Source organism: Nonomuraea sp. NPDC049714, from assembly GCF_044465295.1.
Classification (GTDB): domain Bacteria; phylum Actinomycetota; class Actinomycetes; order Streptosporangiales; family Streptosporangiaceae; genus Nonomuraea.
On sequence record NZ_JBITLM010000010.1, the window covers coordinates 361,347 to 384,588 of the forward strand.

At 67.1% G+C, this 23,242-nt stretch carries 23 protein-coding genes and 1 tRNA gene; 11 read left to right on the plus strand and 13 right to left on the minus strand.

All coding sequences use genetic code 11. The annotated features are described in order from the left end of the window. Positions 1-1,506 carry a potassium/proton antiporter gene (locus tag ACIBQX_RS34960; protein ID WP_397012171.1) on the plus strand — a complete coding sequence of 502 codons (1,506 nt, stop codon included), beginning with the start codon at positions 1-3 and terminating at the stop codon, positions 1,504-1,506. Between the two features lie 68 nt (positions 1,507-1,574). Beyond that, positions 1,575-1,880: an FmdB family zinc ribbon protein gene (locus ACIBQX_RS34965; protein ID WP_397012173.1), complete on the plus strand. Its 306-nt coding sequence runs from the start codon at positions 1,575-1,577 to the stop codon at positions 1,878-1,880. On the opposite strand, the gene ACIBQX_RS34970 is transcribed toward ACIBQX_RS34965, so the two are convergent. Next, a complete protein-coding gene (locus ACIBQX_RS34970; protein WP_397012175.1) occupies positions 1,877-3,844 on the minus strand; it encodes an MFS transporter in 1,968 nt (655 codons plus the stop codon). The two genes, ACIBQX_RS34965 and ACIBQX_RS34970, sit on opposite strands and share 4 nt — an antisense overlap. Positions 3,845-3,977: 133 nt before the next feature. Here ACIBQX_RS34970 and ACIBQX_RS34975 point away from each other — a divergent pair, with 133 nt between their 5' ends. From ACIBQX_RS34975 to mscL, 3 genes are read left to right on the plus strand one after another with little or no spacing between them, the layout of a single operon-like run. Continuing rightward, positions 3,978-4,784, plus strand: coding sequence for an S-methyl-5'-thioadenosine phosphorylase (locus ACIBQX_RS34975; protein WP_397012177.1), 807 nt, complete (start codon positions 3,978-3,980; stop codon positions 4,782-4,784). Next, the gene (locus ACIBQX_RS34980; RefSeq protein ID WP_397012179.1) at positions 4,781-5,353 is read left to right on the plus strand and encodes an SAF domain-containing protein; all 573 of its coding nucleotides are present in this window, start codon (positions 4,781-4,783) and stop codon (positions 5,351-5,353) included. The genes ACIBQX_RS34975 and ACIBQX_RS34980 overlap by 4 nt, the downstream gene beginning before the upstream one ends. Positions 5,354-5,376: 23 nt before the next feature. Then, positions 5,377-5,778, plus strand: a complete 402-nt coding sequence (gene mscL, locus ACIBQX_RS34985) for a large conductance mechanosensitive channel protein MscL (protein ID WP_397012181.1) — start codon at positions 5,377-5,379, stop codon at positions 5,776-5,778. Here the strand turns inward: mscL and ACIBQX_RS34990 are convergent. Continuing rightward, positions 5,775-6,827 (minus strand): D-alanyl-D-alanine carboxypeptidase family protein, encoded by a 1,053-nt coding sequence (locus ACIBQX_RS34990; RefSeq protein ID WP_397012183.1) that lies wholly within the window; start codon positions 6,825-6,827, stop codon positions 5,775-5,777. The genes mscL and ACIBQX_RS34990 overlap by 4 nt on opposite strands. A gap of 965 nt (positions 6,828-7,792) precedes the next feature. Here ACIBQX_RS34990 and ACIBQX_RS34995 point away from each other — a divergent pair. The 4 genes from ACIBQX_RS34995 (at position 7,793) to ACIBQX_RS35010 (ending at position 10,675) form a co-directional block, all read left to right on the plus strand. Then, positions 7,793-7,865 (plus strand) — tRNA-Arg (locus tag ACIBQX_RS34995). 349 nt (positions 7,866-8,214) lie between these two features. Then, the gene (locus ACIBQX_RS35000; protein ID WP_397012185.1) at positions 8,215-8,622 is read left to right on the plus strand and encodes an ACT domain-containing protein; all 408 of its coding nucleotides are present in this window, start codon (positions 8,215-8,217) and stop codon (positions 8,620-8,622) included. Positions 8,623-9,019: 397 nt separating this feature from the next. Further along, the gene (locus ACIBQX_RS35005; RefSeq protein WP_397012187.1) at positions 9,020-9,943 is read left to right on the plus strand and encodes a hypothetical protein; all 924 of its coding nucleotides are present in this window, start codon (positions 9,020-9,022) and stop codon (positions 9,941-9,943) included. 360 nt (positions 9,944-10,303) lie between these two features. Then, the gene (locus ACIBQX_RS35010; protein WP_397012189.1) at positions 10,304-10,675 is read left to right on the plus strand and encodes a hypothetical protein; all 372 of its coding nucleotides are present in this window, start codon (positions 10,304-10,306) and stop codon (positions 10,673-10,675) included. 6 nt (positions 10,676-10,681) lie between these two features. Here the strand turns inward: ACIBQX_RS35010 and ACIBQX_RS35015 are convergent, their stop codons facing one another. Together ACIBQX_RS35015 and ACIBQX_RS35020 are read right to left on the minus strand one after the other, a co-directional pair. Further along, positions 10,682-10,975, minus strand: coding sequence for a hypothetical protein (locus ACIBQX_RS35015; RefSeq protein WP_397012191.1), 294 nt, complete (start codon positions 10,973-10,975; stop codon positions 10,682-10,684). Positions 10,976-10,977: 2 nt separating this feature from the next. Beyond that, positions 10,978-12,741 carry a hypothetical protein gene (locus ACIBQX_RS35020; protein WP_397012193.1) on the minus strand — a complete coding sequence of 588 codons (1,764 nt, stop codon included), beginning with the start codon at positions 12,739-12,741 and terminating at the stop codon, positions 10,978-10,980. Positions 12,742-12,961: 220 nt separating this feature from the next. Here ACIBQX_RS35020 and ACIBQX_RS35025 point away from each other — a divergent pair, with 220 nt between their 5' ends. Continuing rightward, complete coding sequence (locus tag ACIBQX_RS35025) at positions 12,962-13,705, plus strand: AAA family ATPase (RefSeq protein ID WP_397012195.1); 744 nt, start codon at positions 12,962-12,964, stop codon at positions 13,703-13,705. Between the two features lie 932 nt (positions 13,706-14,637). Here ACIBQX_RS35025 and ACIBQX_RS35030 read toward each other — a convergent pair. The 8 genes from ACIBQX_RS35030 to ACIBQX_RS35065 form a co-directional block, all read right to left on the minus strand. Next, the gene (locus ACIBQX_RS35030) at positions 14,638-16,002 is read right to left on the minus strand and encodes a tyrosine-type recombinase/integrase (RefSeq protein WP_397012197.1); all 1,365 of its coding nucleotides are present in this window, start codon (positions 16,000-16,002) and stop codon (positions 14,638-14,640) included. Then, positions 15,999-16,190, minus strand: coding sequence for a helix-turn-helix domain-containing protein (locus ACIBQX_RS35035; protein WP_357690089.1), 192 nt, complete (start codon positions 16,188-16,190; stop codon positions 15,999-16,001). The genes ACIBQX_RS35030 and ACIBQX_RS35035 overlap by 4 nt, the downstream gene beginning before the upstream one ends. Beyond that, positions 16,187-17,518, minus strand: a complete 1,332-nt coding sequence (locus ACIBQX_RS35040; RefSeq protein WP_397012252.1) for a replication initiator — start codon at positions 17,516-17,518, stop codon at positions 16,187-16,189. Before ACIBQX_RS35040 ends, ACIBQX_RS35035 begins: the two co-directional genes overlap by 4 nt. Before the next feature lie 255 nt (positions 17,519-17,773). Then, positions 17,774-17,935, minus strand: coding sequence for a hypothetical protein (locus tag ACIBQX_RS35045; protein WP_397012199.1), 162 nt, complete (start codon positions 17,933-17,935; stop codon positions 17,774-17,776). 12 nt (positions 17,936-17,947) lie between these two features. Then, positions 17,948-18,277 carry a hypothetical protein gene (locus tag ACIBQX_RS35050; protein ID WP_397012201.1) on the minus strand — a complete coding sequence of 110 codons (330 nt, stop codon included), beginning with the start codon at positions 18,275-18,277 and terminating at the stop codon, positions 17,948-17,950. Between the two features lie 13 nt (positions 18,278-18,290). Further along, the gene (locus tag ACIBQX_RS35055; protein WP_397012203.1) at positions 18,291-19,001 is read right to left on the minus strand and encodes a DUF2637 domain-containing protein; all 711 of its coding nucleotides are present in this window, start codon (positions 18,999-19,001) and stop codon (positions 18,291-18,293) included. Between the two features lie 25 nt (positions 19,002-19,026). Next, on the minus strand, positions 19,027-20,361 hold the full coding sequence (locus ACIBQX_RS35060; RefSeq protein ID WP_397012205.1) for an FtsK/SpoIIIE domain-containing protein: 1,335 nt from the start codon (positions 20,359-20,361) through the stop codon (positions 19,027-19,029). Next, positions 20,354-20,683, minus strand: a complete 330-nt coding sequence (locus ACIBQX_RS35065; protein ID WP_364233279.1) for a hypothetical protein — start codon at positions 20,681-20,683, stop codon at positions 20,354-20,356. The genes ACIBQX_RS35060 and ACIBQX_RS35065 overlap by 8 nt, the downstream gene beginning before the upstream one ends. Positions 20,684-20,826: 143 nt before the next feature. Here ACIBQX_RS35065 and ACIBQX_RS35070 point away from each other — a divergent pair, with 143 nt between their 5' ends. Next, positions 20,827-21,210 (plus strand): GntR family transcriptional regulator, encoded by a 384-nt coding sequence (locus tag ACIBQX_RS35070; RefSeq protein ID WP_397012207.1) that lies wholly within the window; start codon positions 20,827-20,829, stop codon positions 21,208-21,210. A 186-nt stretch (positions 21,211-21,396) separates the two neighbouring features. Here ACIBQX_RS35070 and ACIBQX_RS35075 read toward each other — a convergent pair whose 3' ends face one another. Continuing rightward, positions 21,397-22,611 (minus strand): helix-turn-helix domain-containing protein, encoded by a 1,215-nt coding sequence (locus ACIBQX_RS35075; protein ID WP_397012209.1) that lies wholly within the window; start codon positions 22,609-22,611, stop codon positions 21,397-21,399. Positions 22,612-23,242: the final 631 nt, after the last annotated feature.

Consider the following 23,242-nt stretch of genomic DNA (forward strand, 5'->3'; position numbering starts at 1 on the left):
ATGACGCTTGATGTCTGGCTCCTTCTTGGTGCCGCGATCGTCATCGCGGCCATCGTCTCCGTACGGGTGGCGCATCGCAGCGGTCTGCCGAGTCTGCTGTTGTTCCTGGGACTCGGTCTCGTCCTGGGCGATTCCGTAGCCGGCATCCCGTTCAGCGACCCGGGGATCGCGAAGGAGATCGGCTTCCTCGCGCTGGCGATCATCCTGGCCGAGGGCGGCCTGACCACGAACTGGACCCACGTACGTGGATCGGTCCCTATTGCGCTGATTTTGGCCACCTTCGGTGTCGCGGTCAGCATCGCGGCGGTGGCACTGCCGGTGCACTTCCTGCTGGGCGTCGACGTCACCACCGCGCTGATCCTGGGGGCCGTGCTGGCCCCCACCGACGCGGCCGCGGTGTTCTCCGTGCTGCGCAGGCTGCCGCTGCCGCCCAAGCTGGCGGGCATCCTGGAGGCCGAGTCCGGGTTCAACGACGCGCCCACGGTGATCGCCGTGGTGCTGCTGAGCAGCAGCGCACACGCGGCGCCGAGCGTCGGCGTCTTCCTGCTGGAGACGACGGTCGAGCTGCTGATCGGCGCCGCCGTCGGCCTCGCCGTGGGCCCCGCCGGGGCGTACGCGCTGCGCCGCCTCGCCCTGCCGGCCTCCGGCCTCTACCCGATCGCCGTGCTCGCGCTGACCATGGTCTCCTACGCCGGGGCCGTGCTGCTGCACGGTTCGGGGTTTCTGGCGATCTACCTGACCGCCCTGATCCTGGGCAATTCGCGACTGCCGCACCGGGCGGCGACCAGGGGGTTCGCGGAGGGCTCGGCGTGGCTGGCGCAGATCGGGCTGTTCGTGATGCTCGGCATGCTGGCCAGCCCGAAGGAGATGCCGTCGTCGATCGTGCCCGGCCTGATCACCGGGACGATCCTCGTGCTGGTGGCGCGGCCGCTGACGGTCCTGGCCAGCTCACTGGTCGCCCAGCTGGCGCGGCTGGGCACAGTGAGCCTGCGCGAGCAGGCGTTCCTGTCCTGGGCGGGGTTGCGTGGCGCCATCCCGGTCGTGCTGGCGACCATCCCGTGGGCGGCCGGGGTCGACGGCTCGAAGGACATCTTCAACCAGGTCTTCGTGATCGTCATCGTGTTCACACTGCTCCAGGGGCCGACGCTGCCCCTGGTGGCCCGGCTGCTCAGGGTGACCGCCCCCGGCGAGGCGCACGATCTGGAGGTGGAGGCCGCGCCGCTCGAAGAGCTGAACGCCGACCTGCTGCAGGTCAGGGTCCCTCCCGGCTCCCAGCTGCACGGCGTGGAGATCTTCGAGCTGCGGCTGCCGCCCGGGGCCCAGGTGACGCTGATCGTCCGCGAAGGAAAGTCGTTCGTGCCGTCGCACAACACGAGGATCAGGTCGGACGACCAGCTCCTGATCGTGACCACGGTGGCCTACCGCGACCAGGTCGAACACCGTCTGCGCGCCGTCAGCCGCCGCGGGAAACTGGCCGGATGGTACGGCGAGCGGGGACTGGAATAGGAGTTTGGACGCATCAGTTACCATTAGCAGTCGCATCACTCGAGTGCCAAAGCCTTTAGGAGGAGCGCGTGCCGACCTACCAGTACGCCTGCAACGACTGCGGTGAGCAGCTCGAGGTCGTCCAGAAGTTCAGCGACGACACGTTGACCGTATGTCCGAGCTGCGAGGGAAACCTGCGCAAGGTGTTCTCTGCCGTCGGCATCGTGTTCAAGGGGTCGGGCTTTTACCGCACCGACAACCGCTCGTCGTCGACCTCTTCGGCTCCCTCCAGCAAGCCCGCCGAGACCGGCTCATCGTCGTCCAGCGACAGCAAGCCCGCCGAGAGCAGCAAGCCCGCCGCCTCGACGCCGGCTCCCGCCGCCGCCGCCAACTAGCGAGGCCGGTCCCCCAGCGCCCCGAGCAGCTCCGGAGCGATCCTGTCGAGGAGCTGCTCAAGCTGTGGATCAGGCCCCCAGTCGGCCACCAGCCGGCTGAGCGCCTCGCGTGAGCTGCGCAGCAGCCGCAGCGCGGCCTCCTGGCCGCGCGTGGTGAGCCGTAGGTGGTCGCCGTCCCGTGACCGCTCGACGAAGCCGTCGTCGATGAGCTGGTCGGCGTACGGCCTGCCGTGGCTCCTGCTGACCTGCGCGCGCTCGGCCAGCGACTGGGCCGAGACCCAGTCCTCGCCGCCCAGCCTGGCGATGATCCACACCCCTTCGGGCGACATGCCCTCCAGCCCCGCCAAGTCGCCCATCCGCGTGTAGAACCCCTTGCGCAGGTTGGCGTCGGCGAGCCGGACGAGGCCTCGCTCGACCTCCGCCAGCGACGACCGCTCGGCGGACGTGGCGCCCAGCCCTTCGCCGATGTCGGCGGCCTTGGTGGTCTGCCGCAGCCGCTGCTGCGGGATGAACCAGGTCAGGACGAACGCGGCCAGCATGATGGGCGCCGCCACCCGGAACACGGTGGCGACGGAGTCGGCGTACACATGCAGGAACTCCGCGGCCAGATCGGACGGCAGCCGCTGGATGACCGTGGGGTCCTGCTGGACGGTCGCCGGATCGAAGCCCGCCGGCAGCGTCGTCCTGGTGAGCACCTCGCTGACGTCGGCGGCGAGGCGCCCGGTGAAGACCGCCCCGAGCGTCGCCACCCCGAACGAGCCGCCGATCGACCGGAAGAACGTGGCGCCCGAGGTGGCGACGCCGAGATCCTTGAAGTCGACGGCGTTCTGCACCACGATCACCAGCACCTGCATGGTCATGCCCAGGCCCACTCCGAGCACCAGCAGGTAGACGCCCAGGGCCGCCAGGCTGCTGAACTCGGTGAGCGTGGACAGCAGGAACATGCCCACGGTCGCGAACGCCGTGCCGACGATGGGGAAATAGCGGTATTTGCCGGTCTTGGAAATGGCCTGCCCGCTGATGACGGACATCGTCAGCATGCCCGCCATCATCGGCAGCAGGTACACCCCGGACAGCGTGGCGCTCACCCCGTGCACGATCTGCAGGTAGAGCGGGAGATAGGTGAGCGCGCCGAACATGCCGAACCCCACCACGAACCCGACGATCGACGACATCGTGAACGCCCTGATCCGGAAGAGCTCCAGCGGCAGCACCGGCTCCCGCGCCCGCCGCGCCACGACCACCCACCCGGCCAGCATCGCCACGGCCGCCACGGCGAGCCCGGCGATCACCGGATCGCGCCACGGAAAGACCGTGCCACCCCAGGTGGCGATCAGCACCAGGCATGAGGTGGCGCCGCCGAGCAGCACCACGCCGGCGTAGTCGATCCGGTGACTGGTGTGGGTCCTGTCGCCCGGCAGCACCGCGACGATCACGAACAACGCGACCGCCCCCAGGGGCAGGTTGACGTAGAACACCCAGTGCCACGACAGATGGTCGACGAACAGGCCGCCGAGCAGCGGCCCGACGATGCTGGAGACGGCGAACACGGCACCGAAGTAGCCTTGGTACTTACCCCGGTCGCGGGCCGACACGACGTCGCCGACGATGGCCTGCGCCAGCACCATCAGCCCGCCGCCGCCGAGCCCCTGGATCCCCCGGAAGACGATGAGCTGCGCCATGCTCTGGCTGAGCCCGCACAGCGCCGAACCGGCCAGGAAGATGACGATCGCGGCCAGGAACAGGTTTTTGCGGCCGTACTGGTCGCCGAGCTTGCCCCACAGCGGGGTGGAGACCGTGGAGGCCAGGATGTAGGCCGTCACCACCCACGACAGGTGCGCCAGGCCGCCGAGGTCGCTGACGATGGTCGGCAGCGCCGTCGACACGATGGTCTGGTCGAGTGCGGCCAGCAGCATGCCGAGCATGAGCGCGATGATGATGAGCCCAAGACCCCGATGCCGCATGCGCTGATCATACTCTCTGTGCCGGAACGATCACTTTACGGAGCGATGGTTGTCCACAGGCTGAAAAGCCGTTATCCACAGAACTCCGCTCGGCCCCTCCTGGCCCGACCACGATGCGGCTACCCTCTGCGCCATGGTTAATCGCGCAGATATCGGCGTCATCGGCGGTTCCGGCTTTTACTCCCTGCTCGACGACGCGGAGGAGGTCGAGCTCAGCACCCCTTACGGCCCGCCCAGCGATGTCGTCACCGTCGGGCGCATCGGCTCGCGCTCGGTGGCGTTCATCCCCCGGCATGGCCGCGACCACCGCTTTCCCCCGCACCGCATCCCCTATCGGGCCAACCTGTGGGCGCTGCGCTCCCTCGGGGTGCGCCAGGTGCTGGCGCCCAGTGCCGTCGGTTCGCTGCGGGCGGCGGTGGGGCCGGGCGCGATCGTGGTGCCCGACCAGCTGGTCGACCGGACCTCGGGGCGCGTCCAGACCTATTACGACCTGGGCGGGGCCGTGCACGTCTCGTTCGCCGACCCCTACTGCCCGTCGGGCCGCGCGGTCGCCGTGGCGGCCGCCCGCTCAGGCGAGTGGGAAACGGTCGACGGCGGGACCCTGGTGGTCATCGAGGGCCCGCGCTTCTCCACGCGGGCCGAGTCACAGTGGTTCCAGGGCAACGGGTGGACGATCGTCGGCATGACCGGCTTCCCCGAGGCGGTCCTGGCCCGGGAGCTGGCCCTGTGCTACACGTCGCTGTCGCTGGTGACCGACCATGACGCCGGAGTGGAGGCCGGCCAGGGGGTCACCCACGAAGAGGTGCTGGAGTTCTTCGGCCGAAACGTGACCCGGATGCGGACCCTGGTGGCCGAGGCGGTGCGGGCGCTGCCCGAGCACCGGACGTGCGCCTGCGGCTCGGCGCTCGACGGCGTCAAGCTCCCCTTCGAGCTGCCGTGATCCGAATCTGGCTACGACGGTGCGAGCGGCGGCGCCGGCTCATCGCCGCCGCGCTCGCCGCCGTCGCCGTCACATCCGGATATTTGGCGCTACGTCCGGCGGCCGGCCCTGCGGTGCTGGTCGCCGCCCGCGACCTGTCCCCCGGCGTACTCCGCCCTGGAGACCTCCGCGCAGTCTCCCTGCCGCACCCGCCCGACGGCGCGCTGCGCACCGGCGCCACGGGCCGTGTGCTCGCGACCGCGATGCGGCGCGGCGAGCCGCTCACGGACGTGCGACTGCTGGACTCCTTGCGGCTACCGCCGGGAGCCGTGGCGACGCCCGTACGGATCGCCGACCCCGACGCGGTGCGCCTGATCTCCCCCGGCTCGACGATCAGCGTGCTCGCGGCCCACGAGGGCCGGCCCGCCAGGCCGGTGGCCGAGCAGGTCACCGTGCTCACCATCCCGGCCGCCAAGGACGACCACGGCGCCCTGGTGGTGCTCGCCACCACCCCGTCCCAGGCCAACGAGCTGGCAGGCGCCCAAGCCGGCGGACACCTGTCGATCACGATCCAACCACACTTAAAGTGACCGATCATTTACGATCTGTAGCCATGAGTGGTTTCAAGAAGTTCCTCATGCGCGGAAACGTCATCGACCTCGCCGTGGCGGTCGTCATCGGAGCGGCCTTCACCGCCGTGGTCAGCTCCTTCGTGAGCAACCTGCTGACGCCCCTGATCTCGGCGTTCGGCGGGTTGCCCGACTTCTCGTCGCTGAGGCTCACCGTCGGCCGGTCCAACTTCATGTACGGCGACTTCATCAACGCCGTCATCTCGTTCCTGCTGGTGGCGCTGGTGCTCTACTTCCTGATCGTCAAGCCGTACACACACTTCAAGGACCGTGCGCAAGCCCAGGAGGAGCTCACCCACCGCGACTGCCCGGAGTGCCTGTCGGAGATCCCCCTGGCGGCCACCCGCTGCGCGTTCTGCACCACCGAGCTCGACGCCGCCGCCTAGGGCAGCTTGTCCATCTTCGGGTCATACTCCCAGTGCCACGGCTCGAACGGGCTGCTGTAGGCCCAGTCCGGGTGGAACCAGCCATACCTCTTGCCGTTCTTCTCCATCCAGTTGAACTCCGCCGACCGGAATCTCTCCACCCCACCGCAGAGGTCCACGGCCAGCCCCAGCCCATGGTTGCTCCGCCCGGGCACGGCCGCGAAACCGGGCCGCCGATAGTAGATCGACTGCTGCTCGGTCAGGTTCCGGTAGGCGTCGGTCACGCAGATCGGCCGCCCGAAGGTCTGCTTGTAGGCCTCGTTCAGGCTGACGAACGCGATCGTGGCGTCGGCCCGCAGGCTGTGGCCCTTCTGCTGCAACGGGCAGAGCATCGCCCGGGGAATGAGCCCGTTGGGATAGTTACCGGCTGTCGCCGCCCTCAGCGGATTGCAGCCGAGCGCCGCCCGCCCCACCTTGTCAATCTTGATCCCCAGCTTCACCAGAGCCGCGGTGAGCGACTTGACGATCTTGTCCGACTGCTTCCTGAGCAGGTCCACCTCGGCCGCCAACTGCGCCTCGGCCAGCAGGTTGCCCGCCCTGAGCTCCTGCGCCTCGCCGGCCAGGGTCTCCGTCTGCTGAGCCAGGGCACTGGTCCGCTCGACCGCTTGCTGGCGGACCGACAACATGTAATTGACGCTGCCCATGGCCGGCAGCATGTCGATGTCGGCGTCACCCGACAGGAAGGGCACGACCCCGTCGGCTCCGATCGGCTGCTCGTAGAGGAGCTCGGCCAGCTCCGAAACCGGCTGGCGGATCCGCCCCAACTGCAGCTCGGCCTCCCGGAGGAGCCTCAGCTTGGTCGTGAGCTGATCCCGGGCCGCCTTGGCGGTGGCCTGCCGCTTCTCCAGCGCCTTGGTCGCGTCTTCGAGCTTTTTGGCGGCCTGCTCGGCCTCCTTGCGGAGCTCGGTGAGGTTCGAGGGGTCCTGCCGGCGCTGCTCCGCCGCCTCGGCCTGAGTCATGACCTGAGCCTGCGCCTGGTCGGGCAGCACGAACAGCGAAGTCATCGCCATGACGACCGCGATCAGACCTGCTGATCGAGGGGCTGGCACGTTCGACTCCTCCGTTTGCAAACTCGTGACCCGGGTCCGGCACGCACGTTACTACAGCCCTCCGAGTGTCCGGACCGAACTCCGAAGAGCCGTTAGGACACGAACGACGCTTTTGTACGGCTCGGCCGTGAAAGCTCCTTGTCTGCGCCCGTGGGCCCTCTCGGGGGCTCGGCGCGGTTCATGTCGGCTCTTACATGGTCAGTACGGCTGGGAAGGTGGCCGGGTTCGTTCGCCCGCTCAAGCTTTCGCTCGCAAGGCGGCCCCGACGGCGTATCTCTGACCCATGCCGCAGAACAGGACGGCGTCTCCCTCAAAGCCCACCGAGCAATCCCCCAGACTGCCCCCGCCCGGGCCGCTGCTCATTCTCCCGGCACAACTCCCAGAGCCACGTGTCCTCCCACGCCCCCGGACACTGAGACCGGGAGGTCGCAGACGCATCGGGACTCGCCTCCACGGTCGGAGTCGGCACAGACTCCCGCGCCGGCACGGACGGCTCAACCTGCCGAGGCGCCGCGACCACCCGGACAACCGGCGCCTCCACCACCGGCGCAGGCACCGCTGCCACATACCGCCGGCTGGGATGAGCAGGAGCAGGCACGAACACGGGCTCGAACGCCACCCACTCCTCCCCCTTGGAGTCCAGCCGCACCTTCGAGCCCTCGTACCGGCCCGCCTCTCCCGCCATCAGCCCGCCAGCGAAGATCGCCGGCGCCAGCAACGCCGCAAACAGCACGACGGGCCGCCTGCGCACCTGTGTACGTCGCCTCGCATCCACGGCGCCGACGGTACCCACCGGACACACACCGGAAGGTGATCACTTGTCATGGCTTTACCGCAGCTCACACCACCCATAACCAACACCCCTAGAACTCACCCCAGCCCGACGGCACACGCACTGCCGAACTTTCGCTAGGCTTACGTCGTCCGCCTCCGTAGCTCAGGGGATAGAGCACCGCTCTCCTAAAGCGGGTGCCGCAGGTTCGAATCCTGCCGGGGGCACTCATCTCCACCAGGCTTTTCGTACGCTGACCTGCGGTTTCTTGGCCGCAGGTCTTTTGCTTTCCAGACCGTTGCTATGCCGCCGAAGGCCCCCGTATGCAGCCGTAGGACCTTGATCAGGGGACATACGGGGGATGATCTTTATGGTGTTTCCCCAAGTCAGGCCCTGATTCTGGGTTACTCGGGTTCCCCGTAACCCGCTATCACCGTCCGGGACGAGCCCGAAGAAGATCAGAACAGCGGATCTACACCCGCCCGGGAGGCCGCCTAGTGCTGTGACCGGAAACGTTCGCCGGGTACCGCTGGCCGAACAAGCGTGGGTCGCAGGATCTCTGGTAGACACCCGTCCATGAACTCGCCTACGGCTCAACACCTGCGCGTCGTTTCCCCAGCGTTCGTCATTGAGCAACTGCCGCATGCGGCGTCGCCCGGGGACGACTGGGTCGTGCTTGTCCGCGGACCGGAAGGGCTGACCGTTGTCCGTGCGGCCCGGCCTCTGGACTCAGGGGAACGGTGGATCGGTTTCTACGGTGACGCCACCGCTCATGGTCTGGACATTCCCGGGATGTTGGCGGCGATTGTCCAGCCGCTGGCAGAGGCGGCGATACCGGTGTTCGTCGCCTCGACTTCCCACGCCGACCTGGTTCTGGTTCCCCAGCAGAGAGAGCAGCGGGCCGTCATCGTCCTGGCGGAAGCGGGACACCAGGTGGAAAGCGGGGATGCCGAGGCCGGTGGACCTTTCTGGTCACAGCACTAGCGATCACCTGCCGCCGGTGGAGCGCAGCCTGGGGCGTTGTTGCAGATGATCGCGCCAACACGTGCACACTGTCAGCGCCCCTGCAGACAACCGAGGGGAGCGGCACGAGGACGTATCCGACTGAGGCTGAAGAGTCATGTATGACGCGTCGCACCCAGTGGCCGCGCGGGGGCCGAGTGCCACGAGCCCATCGACGCGGCCCAGACCCACATCTCCCAGACCCAGCGCCATAATGAGATACGCATTAGAGGGGGCCTCGGTCAAATGACGCCGAGCCTCGCAGGCCGCGCGCACCTGCCTGTGTACGTTCGCCTCGTGCCTGGCGCGGGGAGATAACGCACACTATTCTTCGTCTCCGGTCCTTCAAATCAGCGCTTTCCGCCAGGATGGGGAAGTTATGGCCAAGAGACGTCCGAGTTGGGGGATGATGCTTCTTGCACTCCTGGGCATCTATCTCTACCTGGGCTTACTGGTCAACATCGGTCGGTATCTCGACCTCTTCGCCGTGCTTGGGACGCTCGTTCTGACTTGCGCGATTGTTGCCGGGATCTGCATCATACGAGAACGAAATCGTGCGGCGATCGAGCGTGACCTAGCCGCGCGCAGGCTGGTGGCAGCCCGCGACCGCGTTCGGCGATCCGTCGACATGGTGCTGGATCCCTCCCTGACTGAGGAGGAACAACTCCGCATCATCGATGGATTCATCCCCGAATTCCGCGCGCAAGGCGTGCCCGACCCCCGGTTCGGGCCTCTGAATGACCGACTCGTCGTCGTAAACGATCTCACGCCTAAATCCAGAATGCTCCTGGAGCGCGTCCGGAAGGCCGCGCTGACGGTGCATGGTTCACATGTCAAACGCTTGAGGCTGCTGGATGACGTAGCTAACGACGTCATCCTGCCTCGCGAGACCTGGGAGATCGCCCGACTGCTGCTCACGCAGACTCTGTTGACACAGCGTCAGTTAGAGGCCCGCCGCGGTGTTGTGCTCACCCCCGAACTTAAGGCGGTCCTGGCTCCTCAGGAGGCGGCGCTGTCACGCTCGGTCCGGGCAACGATGCAGCGCGTTGGAATCGTCGAAGAGTACGCCCGGCGTGTCCAGGAAGCCGACGCCGCGCTCCGCGCGCAGGAGATGCTGGGGGACAATGAGCGGTATCGCGCCCTGCTGGCACAAACCGATGACGCCGAGGGAATGCGGTACCTGACCCAGCAGTCACTGGCGGCGAGTGAGGTCCTCGCAAAGAGCGTCAGGGAGGCGGTCGAGGCGGGCCAGACGCTCATCCTTCCTTTTCAATCATCTGAGCCGCAGACGTGGGTGCGATGACCGTACGAGCACAGCCGCCACAGGTCCGACTTGGGTACAGGTGCCGTTGATCTGATCAAGGACATACGGGCGGACGAACTTGGCTGCGTTTTCCGAAGTGAGCGACGGTTTCAAGTCGCGGCTGTGCCCCATGCTGACCGGGACCGGCACCGTGTCGACTGCGTGTGCCTACCTTTATCACGGCTCGCTATAGCTGCAACGAATCGATGTACGGGCAGGGCCGGACGGGATAAGGTCCGGGTCGTGCGCCTTGATGCCAGTTCGAGGTCAGTTGCTGCGTTACTCGTATGTTTCGCAGCCCTGACGGCCTGTTCGGGAGAGCCAGAGCGGCCGACGCTTGAGAAAGCGACACAGCAGCTCGTGAACGACGGGAACGCACTGCTGTCGATGGTCAAGACGGACCTGACCGGGCTCACTGAAGAGCGCGCCAACCAGGACCGGACGACTTCATGCAAGCCGAGCGAGATCCAGCGGTATTTCACGGCTAAGGGGAACTTCGCGAATTTGGCCGGCCAGGATCCGATCAGCCGCATCGGGCTACTGAAAGGCAAGCTTCAGGCGTTGGGCTATCGGGAGGTAGTGGACGAGCTTGACGTCTCCGAGGACGAGCTTGGCGTCGTGGTGACACACCATGCGGAAGCTCATCTAACTTTCGTGCTGGTCGGACGAGCCTCTGAGGCTCCCAACCTGGTGATCGTCGGTAAGACGGAGTGCTATCCTCGCGCCGGCTGAACGCGCTCACATGGGGTCGGGCACCTTCGCGGCGTCCTCACGAAGTTGCCTCGCGCGGCGACGGAGGTTCTCGGCTGTGGTCAGGCACGAGTTCTCCAGGTCGCTCATCTCGCGTCTGAGCCGCACGGCGTGCGTGAGATATCGCTCTGAGGCGGGCCCCTTCCAGTAGGACTCGCTGTCGCCAGGCTTCGACGGGATGCCTTCGAACGCTTCGGCCAAGGTACGCGCGTATCTGGTGAAGGTGGAGGCGAGCGCCTCCTTCTCGTCGGCCTCGCGAAGCAGTTGATGTTTGACGGGCATGCTCAACCACCCCGCCTTTGGAGCGCTTGGAGCAGGGCGCTAAGGAGTCGTCCTTTGATTGCTTCCCGCATCAACTCTCTGTCTTCTGCGGCGAGCGGGGCCTGCCCGTGCTCCTTGAGAGAGTTGACCAGGAAGTTCGCCTGCTGTTCCACCAGAGCGTTGGCAACGACTCCGGCGTCCTTGGGCGTCTTCTTGTCGAGATAGTCCGTGATCATTCCTTTCATGACGTCCTTGACGTCGTCGAGGCCCTTGTCCTTACCAGTGGACACAAGCGCGCTGTCGATGGGTATCGACTTGTTGTTGAAAAAGTCGACGGGCATGAGGAGGTAACCGGCTATTCGCTCGGCATACTCGTCGTCGCTCCACTCGGCGTATGTCGAGCCGGAAAGCAGCAGGTTCGACAGCGCCCCCGTCCGCGCGGCCAAGTTCACATGTGCCGCCCGCCCGTAGAGATCTGGGTCGAAGGGATGGAAGCGGCCCATGTCCAGTTCCCAGGTGTAGTTCTGACCCGCCTTCATCAACGTGTCGGCCGCGGCGGAGTCCTGCATCAGCGCACCCAGGAACCGGGCGCTCACCGTGGGATCGAGCTTGTCCCAAGGCGCCCTGGGCTCCAGGTACGGCACGTCTGGCGAGTTCCGCTCAGCCTGGCCCCTAGCGAGCTTGTCGAGGATGGGCGTGATGTCCTGGGCCAGAACCCGGCTGATCGGCGAATCGGCGAAGGTGCCGATACCACCACCCACCCATAACGTGTGCTCGGATCCGATGCTGTTGATGACCGTGATCCAGGCCCGCTCTCGCATGTCGTCAGCCCCGGCGCCGGGCTTCAACGCCCCGTGCAGCGCCTTGGCCAACGCCTCCTCGTACGCAGGGACGCCTGACGACCTGATGGTGTAGGCGTCCAGCATGACGCCGGCTTCGTTCGGCTGCTCGGCCAGCAGGCGCCGGAACGCCTCTGGATTCGCCTCGTACGCCTTCGCCAGGTTGTGCAGGTTCCAGTTGGGATCAGTTGGAAACGAGTCGGAGTTCGGTGGGCGGTTCAGCAGGTTGGTCGCTACCCGGTTGAGGAAGGTGCCGGACTGGGGAGCCAGTGCGACGAGGGACGTGAGGATGTCCGAGGGTGCTGTCTCCACCATCTTCTGCCACTCGTTCCCGAGCCGTCCAGAGCTCTCAGCGCTGGCGAAGGCCCTGGTCAGCAGTCCAGGCGAGGCCTCACCGGCGCGGTTGAGTGCGTCCGGTGTCAGTCCTCTACGAGCCCCTGGGGCCTGTGTGTTCATCCAGTCACGGAGCAACTTCTGGAAGGTTGTGGGACCGAGCGCGGTCAGCAGGGCCGCTGAGTAGTTCGGATCGTCGATCCTGCCCTTGAGCGCTGACAGGGCCTTCTCCACTCCGGCCCAGCTTGGCCCGGACAGGAACTGGTCGTGGTAATCGAGCGCGGCAGTGATGGCGTTCGCGTCCCGCTTGGCCGCCTCCGCGGCCTCAGTCCCGCTGGTGAAGGGGAAGGTGCCGGTCAGCATGCCTTTCTGCTGGGTCGGCACGATCCGCTTGATGGTCCCGATACGCCATTTGAGATCCTGCTGCGACTCGTGGAAGAACGCCCAACTACGATGCATGGCTGCAACGCCCTCGCGGCCGGCCCACTCATCGCCGGCCTCCCTGATCGCCGCTTCGAGCCCCGGCCGCGCCCTGGCCAGGACGTTCTTCCCGGCCTCCATCTGACGGATCAGCTTCTCTGCCCCGAGGGGATCGATCCCGACGAACTCCCCCATGGCCCCTCCCAGAGGGCGTGGCTACACGCCAGGAGTCAAACACAAAGGACTTCTCAGGTGAACCCGTAATACCTCCTCATATTAAAGTGGAATAGCTCATGTACGGTTAGTCACGATAAGTCTAGATCTTGGCCTCATTGCCCGACTTCTCATCGCGGACTGGCGGAGATATCGCGGGATCACGGTCCGCGCGCCAGGCACACCCGGCAAAGATGAAGCAGTGCAGAATTCCGAATCAGCTCTGCCCCCGCCAGCCACCAGCGACCTCGCCGCCAAGGTCATCGAGCAAAGCCTTACGAGGGTTGCTCAAGCCGTATCAGATGCCGAACAGGCGGGACTCCTCGGCCGCGTTCTGGACGCATGGCGTGGCCGTAACGGCCGGGACGCCCCCGCGCCGACGCTCGTCCTTGTGGGTGGCTATGCCGGGTCCGGAAAGAGCGAGTTCTCTCGATATCTGTCCGAAATCACCGGATGGGCCCTCCTCGACAAGGATTCCTTGTCCGGCGCCATGGCCGAACGCCTGCTGCTCTCACTCGGCGGGGATCCTCACGACCGGCACACCGAACTCTACCTGCGTGAAGTGCGGCCACTGGAGTACCGGTGCCTGCTGGAGACCGCCTTCGCGAACTTGCGGGCGGGCACCTCGGCCATCCTGTCCGCGCCGTTCATCGCCGAACTGACCGACCCCCGCTGGACGTACCGGCTGACTGACCAGTGCACAGCCATGAGCGTCGAAGTGACGATTATCTGGATGCGCTGCGACGTTGCGTCCATGCGCCGGCACATCGAGCTCCGCGGAGCCCCTCGCGATGCCTGGAAGCTGGCCAACTGGGACGCCTACGCCAGTGGCCTGGACATCGACAACAGCCCACCCTCGGCACACATCACCGTCGACAACCGATTCGGTGCCGCGATCAGTCTGATTCATCAGACCGGCGACAAGTGGCAGCGAATCCTCAAATGACTGGCAACCCGTTTCGCGACCCACATGCTAGAGGGGCGCCGTGTCTCGCAGGGTTGGGCGCTAACCGTAGATTTGGTGGCACACCCGATTGCGGACCCGGAACTTGGGCGCAGATGGCGGGAAGAGCCGGTCACACTTCGCCGCAACCGATCGAGATGATCCTTTTCCGATGCGTCCGCCGTGATCTCCGCGCTTCGCTTTCTTCGTGCTGCGCTGCCTGCCTGCCGCGTTCTGCTCGGTGTGTCGTACGGTCCGGTTTCTATGTCCGTGACTCCGCCCAGACGGCGTGGCCCTGTTCTTCGAGGTCTTCATCGCGTTCTTACGCTCTGGCCGCGCCATGGCAGAGGGCCGCGGGCGGGAGGTGGAGGTAAGAGTCGGCCTCGGAGTGATCGCCATGGTGTGGCCGGTTGTGTGGGGACGGGGATTGGGCGTGGGGACGACACCTGTCTCTGGTGATACGGTCCCCACTCCGGGCACACCGGACCACATCCCGAGGGCCAGACAGGAGAGGAAGCCGGCGATGAGCACCGGCCTCAGCCAGCGGTCCTTGAGGCCGTGAAGGTCTCCCCCCGGCGGCGTTGGAGTCGAGTACATCCGAGGCCAATGGGGGTTCCTCCCCAAGATGGACGCGTCTCTATGGCTGGCTAGAGCATCGGGCGACGGCGACTCGGCGGGTGAGCCGGGATCTTCATGGAGCGTGGTGCGCCTACGCATGGGCAAGCCGTACGGCGGCCGTCGAAGCGGCCGAGGGGCCCCGGCTGAGGAGCGATCACCGTGCATAGTCCTCCTAGCTCACAGAGTGTTTGCCAGCGTGCCGGAAGATTCCGAGATCCGACGCGATCACAACCACGTGTCGCGTGTCGCCTGGAGCAGGACCGCTGGAACGCGTAGAGGGAAGGCCCCAGCCGCAGCCGGGGCCGAAGACAGTTTCTCTACTCGTCGAGAGCGTCATTGATCTTCCCGTTGACCTGCTCTTGCTGGCCGTCCATGCACTTGGCGTAAACCCGGAGCAGGACGTCCACGCCGTGGCCAGCCCGCTTTGCTACCTCGGGCGCCGGGACGCCCGCATTCAGCCAGAGCGACACCGCCGCATGACGTAGGTCATACGGACGCGCGGCGAGGGATGACGTCACCTGGGCGGGAGTGAGGGCGAGCTTCCTAGCTTCCTGCCAGACGTAAGAGTGCGCCGAGCTGGAGTACGTTCCACCGGTGCCGGTGCGGAAGATCCGGCCGTCTTTCGCAGTGCCGTACTCGGCGATGTGCTCGCGGAGCATGGCGACCAGGACGGGCGGAATCGGAACCTCTCGCGTCTCCTTGTCCGCGCGGTGCTTCAAGCTCCGGGATTCGTGAGTCTTACCTGAGTTCGTCCATCGCTTCGTACTCTGGGGCCTTGCCCGCTCCAGGACGATCAGCCCCCACCCGGCCTCCGGCAGCGTGCAGTTGCTCAGCCGCAGGTCCGCTGCCTCCTCCGGCCGAAGCGCTGCGTAGTAGATGCAGCCGAACAGCGCCTTGAGCCGTAGACCTCGCTTGCGGCCCACCTTCGGGACGGCGTCGAGGAGTTGTCGCGCTTGGGCCGGATTGACCACCGTGCGAGGGTCAACAACCGTCACAGCCTTCGGAACCGTCCACTTGATCTCGTCCAGTGGGTTGCAGCTGAACACCTTCTGCTCAACCGCGTGCTCCAGCAGGTGACGAAGGACTGCCCGCTTACGTCGCACTGTGTTCGCGCCCGCCGGGACACCGGCGAAAGTGACCGAGATGGCGTCGAGGGCCGCGCGAAGAACATGCGCCTCCCCCAGTGCCGACAGCGGGAGCGATGCCCGCTCCAGCCAGTTCAGAACCGCGGCTTGTACCGTGGTCAGGCCAGCCCTCCGCTTCTCCGGAAGCAGCGCGTGAATACGGAGAACCTCCCGCAGATCTGCCGGGGAGGGACGGCGCGGCGCGTCGGCAACCAGGGCGGGGATGAGGCTGAGAAGCGCGTACGCGTCCGTCTCTCGGGTCCTGGCCGCCGAGGTGTTCCAGCGCTGGAGGGTGTACGCCTGGGCGAACTCCAGGAACGACGGACCGGAAGACTGCGGTGCCAGCATTGACACCGGCAGACCGGTGGCAACGTCGAACTCCTCCCCCGCCTTGGCGGCCTGCCGCAGGTCGGACATGAAGGCATTGGCCAAACCCTTGGTCCTGAAGCTCTTGGACTTCTGCTTGCCGGCCACCCGCCAGCGAGCGATGTAGGTGGGAGTATCGCGGTCGGAGCGGTGCTGAATCCCGCCGAGCTTCACGTCGTAGGTGGTGTTCACGCTGCCTCCCGTCGAGAGTCGAGCCAGGCCATGAGGTCGCTCCGCCAGACGCGAAGTTCGAGGTTGGGTAGTTGGATGCAGACCGGCGCGCGGCCGAGTTCGCGCCAGCGGTAGAAGGTGCGGCGGGAGACTCCGCCGAGTTCGGCGAGGACCTCCGGGACGGTCAGCAGTTCGTCACGCCTGCTCATCGGGCATCGCCTCTCTCTGTGGGAAGCGGGGTGCCGGTGATGGCGGCGGCGAGGAGTTGGTCTCCGGCGGAGAGGCCTTGTCCGGCGTACTGCCAGTGGGCGATGACGAGGACGGTGTCTTCCTCGAAGAGGGGCAGGCGACCTGTGGTGATCTCCTCGGCGCGCATGTGTTCTTCGCGGGCGGCGCGGAGGGCTCCGAGGGTGGTGGAGTAGCGGCGGCTTTTAGTGGAGAAGTGGCCGCGGAATCCGAGCATGTGCGCCCAGTGAGTGAGCCGGAGATCGGCCAGGTCGTCGAGGGCGCCCAGGCGCATGCACGCGGCGATCAGGCGTCGAGCGTGTTCACGGATCGGTAGGGCGTCGAGGTTGTCGAGGGGTTGGATGCGCCGGTCCAGGGTGCCGACGCATTCGGCGGCCTTGGTGGCGTACTTGGCGATGTAGGCGGCTACTGCCTGCTCGGTGAGGTCGCCGGTCATGGTGATACGGCGGACGTCGAGCTGTGTGCCCCACCGGAAGGTACGGCTCAGCGGCTTGATATCCGCGGTCACGACTGAGGCCGCGTGTTGTACGGCTTGGGTCAGGGCGTCGGCGGTGGCCCAGGCCGGTGGCGGTGTCTGCGGTCCGTCCGGTCCGTCGAGGCGTACGACGGCGTGGAAGTGGACGACCCCGCGCCGCTGGTACTCGGCGACCTTGGCGAACGAGATCGTTGCCTGCTCACGCAGGGCCTTCAGCGTCAGGCCGGAGAGCTTGGCGAAGCGCCGGCGCAGGGCTTCGGTGAAGCGCCGCCACAATTCCGGGCTGATGGCGTTGAACAGAACCGAGCCCGCGTAGTCATAACAGTGCGGGCACAGGGACTCACCGAGCCGGGGGTCATCGGGGCCGTGCCGGTCGGTGCAGGACATCACCTGTCCGTGCGGGCAGGTCTCGGCGTCGCGGCGGGCGTGGCAGGGCAGGACCTTGCCGTTCTTCTCCCGCCGGGTGTGCACGGTGCCGAAGGACGGCGCGGTCAGGGTGACGAACAGGCACGGGTGCGCGCTGACCGTCTCCGGAACGCCCTTCCCACCGACCAGGCCCGCGCGGACGAGTTGGTAGGTGTCGGCCCGGTACGTTTCGGCGCAGGCGGGGCAGCGGGAGGCGCGGCGGGTCTTGCACGGCACGCGCAGGATGCCGTCCGGTTCGGTACGGGTGGTGTAGCGGTGCAGGAGTTGGCCGGTGGCCTGGTCATAGTGGTCGACCTTGCCGCGTAGGTGGATGGGCTGTCGGCATCCTCCGGCGCGTTTGATCTGGTTGGCCCAGCGGTCGTAGTCGGGCTGGTTGAGCCGGTCGATCATCCCGGCGACGGCGTGGGAGTGGGCAAGGCAGGGCAAGATGGGACCGTCCTCTCCAGTCATCTGGTGTGGGATGGCCCCCGGCCTGGCACAGGTCTTGGCGGATGTGTGGCCAGGCGGGGGGCGCTACAGCGATTCAGGCGCCGTGGGTTTCGATGCCGGTGCCGGTGCCGGAGCAGTCGGCGCAGGTGTCGTTGTCGGTGAGACCGGTGCCGCTACAGGTGCAGCAGCGGTAGTACATGAAGGTGTCGTCCATGCTCAGCGCTCCTTTCGCGGGGTGATGCGGACGTAGACGCGGTAGCTGCGCGGACGGGAGCGGTCGGGGTAGGCCCGCGACATCGCGGTGACGGTGAAGACCTCGCGCAGGTGGGTCAGGCCGAGGGTGAGCTCGGCGCGGTTTCCTTCGAGGCGGATGCGCATGATCGGATCTCCTCAGTGGGTGTCGGTGGTGTCGGGTGTGACGCAGTCGCGGTAGCTGTCGTGGGCGGCGTACTTGGCGCGGGCGTCGGCGAGGATGGCCACGGCCCGGTATTCGACGGGTCCGAAGAACAGCGAGGCGCAGTGATGCCCGCCCTCGGCGTCGATGTCGCTGCCGAGCAGGGCGGCCAGGTGGTCGAGCTGGGCGCGCATCTGGTCGTCCTCGCCGCGTGGGATGAAGTGGTGGACGGTGACGCCGCGAGGGGCCGGCACGTCGGGGTTGGCCTGGAGGAAGGCGGCCAGTTGGATAAGGCCGTGGACGAGGGCGGTCCGGTCGTCGGTCAATGGTGATCTCCTTTCAGCGGGTGGTCAGGGTGTGGAGCAGGGCGGCGGCGAGGTGATTGGAGACGCCCAGGCGGGCGCGGAGCTGGTCGCGGGTGATGGGCTTGCCGTGAGCGGCGTGGTGTTCGTCGGCGACGCGGCGGGCGTAGTCGAGTAGCGCCGGGTCGGGTGCGGGTCCGTCGTCCTGGCGGTCGGCCTGGCGGTCGTCGTGGTGGGCGGGGACGAGCGCGGGACGGTCCGCCGCCGGGACCGCTGGCGGGACGGCTTGGGGACGGTCGGGGACGGACGGGGACGCCGCCGTCCAGGACGGGGACGTCTGCGAGACGTCCGGGGACGATTCGCTGGTGCCGGTAGCGCGGCGCTCCAGCATGGAGACCGCGACGAGGAAGGCAGCGGCCGGGGTAGCTGCGGTAATCCAGCCCCACACGGTCGGGTCGGCCTGTTGCAGGTTCGCGGCCAGGGACAGGATGATGCCGCCGGTCAGGACGAGGACGGGCCAGGACAGCGGGCCGCGCCGGGTGCGGCCTGTGTGCTTGTCGCGTTGGCGTTCGCGGGCGGCCATGACGCAGGTGAGGTCGATGCAGACGGCTACGGCCCAGGCCATCCAGCCGTGCTGGCCGTGTTCTGTGGCGGTGTCGCGGATGTGGGTGAACGACCCGGCTCCGGCGATGAGGGCCAGGACGAGAACAGGGCCCGTGTCGAGCAGCCAGGCGGCCAAGCGGCGCATCAGCGTTTCCCTCCCTTCTGGTGGGTCAGGCGGTTCGGGAGTCGGGGGCCTCGTACGGCTGGGTGGCCATCACCTCGGCCCAGGCCGGAGTTCGGTCGGCGTAGGTGCGGGCGGCGTGTTCGGCCGCGGCTTCGGAGACGTAGAAGGAGCGGGCGCGGTACCACTGGCCGTCCTGGCCGGCCACGATGGCGACGCCGGGTGTCTCGGACGGGATGGTGCGGGCGGAGTCGAGTGCGGCCGGGTCGAGGTCGCCGAGCGTCATGGTCGCGGTCTCGGGGTCGTTGACCCGGTGGCAGATCCGGCCGGAGCATTGGGCGCGTAGGGCGGTGACGCCGGGGCCGAGGTCGGAGCCGATGCGCTGGCCGCAGCAGAACAGGTAGATGCCGAACGCCCGCCCGAGCTGGGCGACGCGCAGGAGCGCGGTGGAGGTCTTGGCGATCTCGTCCTTCTCGCTCTTGTCGGCCATCAAATACAGCTCGGCCAGCTCATCCACCAGCACCACGACCGGGACCGGCCGCATAGCGGGCGGCAGTTGCCAGATGTTGCGCGCGCCGGCCATCCGGCACACGCCCATCCGGTCCGTCATCAGCGCCACCAGGTCATCCAGCAGCCCGCCGCACTCGGCCCGGCTGGTGGCCAGCGCCGACAGCCGAGGCGCGTACGGGGTGAACTCCACCCCGCCCTTGAGGTCGAAGCCCACCAGCGCGACCGGTTGCGGCGCGAGGCCGACAATCAGCGCGTTGGCCAGGTTGGACTTGCCGGATTGGGTGGCGCCGGCATTCAGCCAGTGCGGCACCGTGCGGAAGTCGACCACCCACGGCCCGCCGGTCTCCAACCGGCCCACGGTCACCTTGAGCAGTTCGGTCGAGGGCGGCAGGTCGTCGACCGTGACGAGCGGGTCGCGGATGGTCGCGGCCAGCCGGACCCGTCCGGGTTTGTCGGAGGTGATGCGGACGGCGTGCACGCCCCAGGAGTGGGCGAGCCGTTCGGCGGCGTCGGCGTAGTCGGCGGGGATCTGTCCTTCCAGGGTGTGCAGGGTGACGCGCCAGCCGTGCCGGGTGGGCATCGGCAGCCACATCCACGGTTTGGTGTCCACGGCGATGCGCTGCCACTTGCGCCGCACGCGGACGACGCCGGTGGAGGCGACCAGGCCGGGGACGGTGGTGAACCAGAAGCGCTGCCGCTTCTTGGTCAAGCCGCAGCCGAGCGCGACCTTGCGCCAGGTGGCCACGACGGTGACGGCGGTGATCGGGTAGCCGAGCGTCAGCCAGAAGGAGCGGTAGTGCCAGCGGCGCCAGGCCCACAGCCCGGCCGCCGTAGCGGCCAGGACTGCGAGCGTCCACCAGTGCTGGTCAGACATCGGCGGCCTCCCGCAAGGGCAGGAGCGCGGTGGCGCGGTAGGAGATGCCCCACTTGCCGGCGATCTCCCAGACGTAGCCGAGCAGGCCGACCGCGTTGACCGGGTCACCGGCCTTGATGGGCGGCTCACCGGTGATACCGATCTTGACGAGCTCGATCCGGCCGAACTCGTCCTCCACCGAGACGGTGACCTCGTAGACGGTGTTGCCGTTCTTGTCGGTCTTGATCTCGCCGGTGTCGCGGTTGAGGACGCGCGGGCGTGGGGCCTTCACGCAGGTGATGGTGAGCTTGTTCGTGTCGACGGGGATGGGGACGGTGCGCATGGGGCTGATCTCCTTCGAGTGACTGTACTGGTTATCAAGATACCTAGATATCTAGCTCTACAAACCGAGAACGCCGTGATCGTTTCGAGATTGGTTACAGGTTGCCCAGAGACCTAGGCATCTAGAACCTCTAATGTGGAGTCATGGCACCTACTGATCGGCGCCGGCCGTACCTGAGGATTGCCGAAGACATCCGGCGCGACATCGCCTCAGGCCGGTATGCCGTGGGGGAGCAGCTCCCCGTGGCGCGCGAGCTGTCCGAACAGTACGGCGTGGCCATGATGACCATCGGCAACGCCCTGGCCGTACTCCGCGACGAAGGGCTCATCGAGACCCGTCAGGGGTCGGGCAGTTTCGTCACCCGTACCCCTGACGATGTCGAGGCCACCCCCGCTCCCGGCGAGCACAGCGAAGAGTTCCGCATCATCTCCGAGCAGTTGCGCGAGATCCGTCAGCACATGGGCAAGCTGGCGGTCAGGCTGGACGAGCTCGACGCTCGGACTCGCCCTGATCAAGCCGAGAAGTGATGCTGATCGCGCGCTGGTGGAGTTCAGCCAGGTCGACCGTGATTTCCGCCAGCTCGCGAAGCAAGATCTGTCGTTCCGTCTCACTGAGACTCACGTACCACCCCATTGTGTAGGTAGGACGCCGAAGCGCCCCCGGGTTACCTGATGGGTGGGGAGCCATGCGCGGATAGCCCTCCGTTGTCGTACTCAGAGCAGGCGCATCACCTTGGCGAGGGTGAGGATCTCGCGTTGACGATGCAGCTTGCCGCTGTCTCGCAGGTCGCGCACGATGTTGCGGACCAACGGACGGTTCCGGACGTGCTGAGGAGCGATCCGATCGGCACGCAGCAGAGCATCTGCGGCTTCGTTCTCCTTTCTGTTCATGTGGTAGCCCGCAGCGGTGCAGGTCCAGTAGTGAGCCTGGCGTTCGGACGAGGCGATCTCGGCGATCTCGACGTGTTCGGCCCGCGAGATGACCTCACGCGGCCGGCCCAGCTCCATGCTGACCTCGACGGCGTGAATGGTGGTGTTGACGCGGTTGAACTGGGTCTGGAACGCGTTGCCGTCGCGCGGCAGGACCTCGGCGACGCGGCGGGCCTCCGCAAGGTGGCCCTCCGCCTCTGTCTGATCCCACAGCCGGGAGTACGCCACGGCGGCCCGCAGATGCAGGGCGCCCCACATCGCCTTGATCGTGTCGTCTCCGCTCACATGCGGCTCGATCTGGTTCAGCGCCGACAGAGCCGCGTCCTTGGCGGGGTCGAGCTGCGCTTCGTGCAGCCACACCCCGCACAGATCCCAGCTTGCCGCCGCGATCAGATCAGGCGAGCCCACGCGCTGCGCGGCGACGAGTTCTCGCTGGACGGCCGTCCAGCCAAGGTCATGGTGTCCCAGCAGGTTCGACGACACCCGCGCCATGTGGCAGGCCCGCAGCATCAGCGCCTCGGCCCGGTCGCGATCGTCTGGAGAACTGCTGGTGATCGCGATCAGGTCGGTGAGGATCCTGGGCAGCACCTCACCCAGGGCGGTGAACTTGGCGTCCTGGCGGAGCTGCTCGGCCAGGCGAACGTTCGCCTCCAGCTCTTGCAAGGTCCGCGGCTCCCGGGCCGTCGACACCATGACGCCACTGGGTAGCGAGGCCTGCTGAAGCGCAAGCCGTAGTCCTGGAACCGCCGCGTGACCGGAGTCGAGTTCGGCTGTCTCGTGTCGGTACGGCTGGCCGGTCAGCTCGGCGACCTCTGTCCCGAGTACCTCGGCGAGTTGGCCGACGACGCTCATCCGGTCCAGCGGCATCCGTCCGTTCTCCACCTTCGACAGCCAGGAGACAGAACGGCCGATCTTCTCGGCGAGCGTTGCTTGATCCCAGCCCTTGCGGTGACGAGCCCGCGCGATCCGCTGGCCTTGCGTCACATACTCTGTTGCCACGTCCGAGCCCCTTCCTCTCGCCGTCGCTTGCTTCGACGATAAGGCGGGTGATCTGCGTCACTGGCAGAAAAACTGCCAGTCGGCGGACGCGCGAAACCGCAGGTCAGCCTTCGACCTGCGGTAATGGCCGTCACAGATCAGTGATAAATCGTGACGCTGAGTGTGTGCTGGTGGTTGATTCGGTGTGTCACTACCTCGCTTTCCCGGCCATGAGCTGCCGCCACAACAGTTCGGTGTCGCTGACGCTCTGCCACGGGCCCTCAGTGATGACCCAAGGAAAGACCGACCGGTCATGCCGCCGGACGAAGGCCAGCCCGCCGGCCAGGCACTGCTCGAAGACCAGGGGCAGGCATTCGCAGGTGTAGTCCCGGACGCGGATTCTGACCGAGCGTGGCTGAGGGGACGACCAGCTCACGGGGAGCGCATCGGGCCGGGGTGAAGCGGGATGCATGCTGTGAAAGTCGTCGAGCGCGGTCACAGGTCCATCAACCTCCGTAGGTCGGGGGGTGCCCTGATCGGCGACGCCGGGCCAGGTCGCGAACGTCGGGGGGAGGCGTTGGTGAGCGGTAGCCAGCTCTGGCCGCGCGATGCACCCTCACGGGGCGGCAGGCCTGAGCGCACACGCGGAGCC

What these genes read in the sequence shown, in the direction of transcription:
- ACIBQX_RS35040 (WP_397012252.1), bottom strand. Translation starts at nt 17,518, where the DNA reads ATGATCGACCGGCTCAACCAGCCCGACTACGACCGCTGGGCCAACCAG.
- ACIBQX_RS35035 (WP_357690089.1), bottom strand. Translation starts at nt 16,190, where the DNA reads ATGAGCAGGCGTGACGAACTGCTGACCGTCCCGGAGGTCCTCGCCGAA.
- ACIBQX_RS35020 (WP_397012193.1), bottom strand. Translation starts at nt 12,741, where the DNA reads ATGGGGGAGTTCGTCGGGATCGATCCCCTCGGGGCAGAGAAGCTGATC.
- ACIBQX_RS35005 (WP_397012187.1), top strand. Translation starts at nt 9,020, where the DNA reads ATGGCCAAGAGACGTCCGAGTTGGGGGATGATGCTTCTTGCACTCCTG.
- ACIBQX_RS35065 (WP_364233279.1), bottom strand. Translation starts at nt 20,683, where the DNA reads ATGCGCACCGTCCCCATCCCCGTCGACACGAACAAGCTCACCATCACC.
- ACIBQX_RS35015 (WP_397012191.1), bottom strand. Translation starts at nt 10,975, where the DNA reads ATGCCCGTCAAACATCAACTGCTTCGCGAGGCCGACGAGAAGGAGGCG.
- ACIBQX_RS35060 (WP_397012205.1), bottom strand. Translation starts at nt 20,361, where the DNA reads ATGTCTGACCAGCACTGGTGGACGCTCGCAGTCCTGGCCGCTACGGCG.
- ACIBQX_RS34970 (WP_397012175.1), bottom strand. Translation starts at nt 3,844, where the DNA reads ATGCGGCATCGGGGTCTTGGGCTCATCATCATCGCGCTCATGCTCGGC.
- ACIBQX_RS35000 (WP_397012185.1), top strand. Translation starts at nt 8,215, where the DNA reads ATGAACTCGCCTACGGCTCAACACCTGCGCGTCGTTTCCCCAGCGTTC.
- mscL (WP_397012181.1), top strand. Translation starts at nt 5,377, where the DNA reads ATGAGTGGTTTCAAGAAGTTCCTCATGCGCGGAAACGTCATCGACCTC.
- ACIBQX_RS35045 (WP_397012199.1), bottom strand. Translation starts at nt 17,935, where the DNA reads ATGCGCATCCGCCTCGAAGGAAACCGCGCCGAGCTCACCCTCGGCCTG.
- ACIBQX_RS35070 (WP_397012207.1), top strand. Translation starts at nt 20,827, where the DNA reads ATGGCACCTACTGATCGGCGCCGGCCGTACCTGAGGATTGCCGAAGAC.
- ACIBQX_RS34960 (WP_397012171.1), top strand. Translation starts at nt 1, where the DNA reads ATGACGCTTGATGTCTGGCTCCTTCTTGGTGCCGCGATCGTCATCGCG.
- ACIBQX_RS35055 (WP_397012203.1), bottom strand. Translation starts at nt 19,001, where the DNA reads ATGCGCCGCTTGGCCGCCTGGCTGCTCGACACGGGCCCTGTTCTCGTC.
- ACIBQX_RS34990 (WP_397012183.1), bottom strand. Translation starts at nt 6,827, where the DNA reads ATGGCGATGACTTCGCTGTTCGTGCTGCCCGACCAGGCGCAGGCTCAG.
- ACIBQX_RS34975 (WP_397012177.1), top strand. Translation starts at nt 3,978, where the DNA reads ATGGTTAATCGCGCAGATATCGGCGTCATCGGCGGTTCCGGCTTTTAC.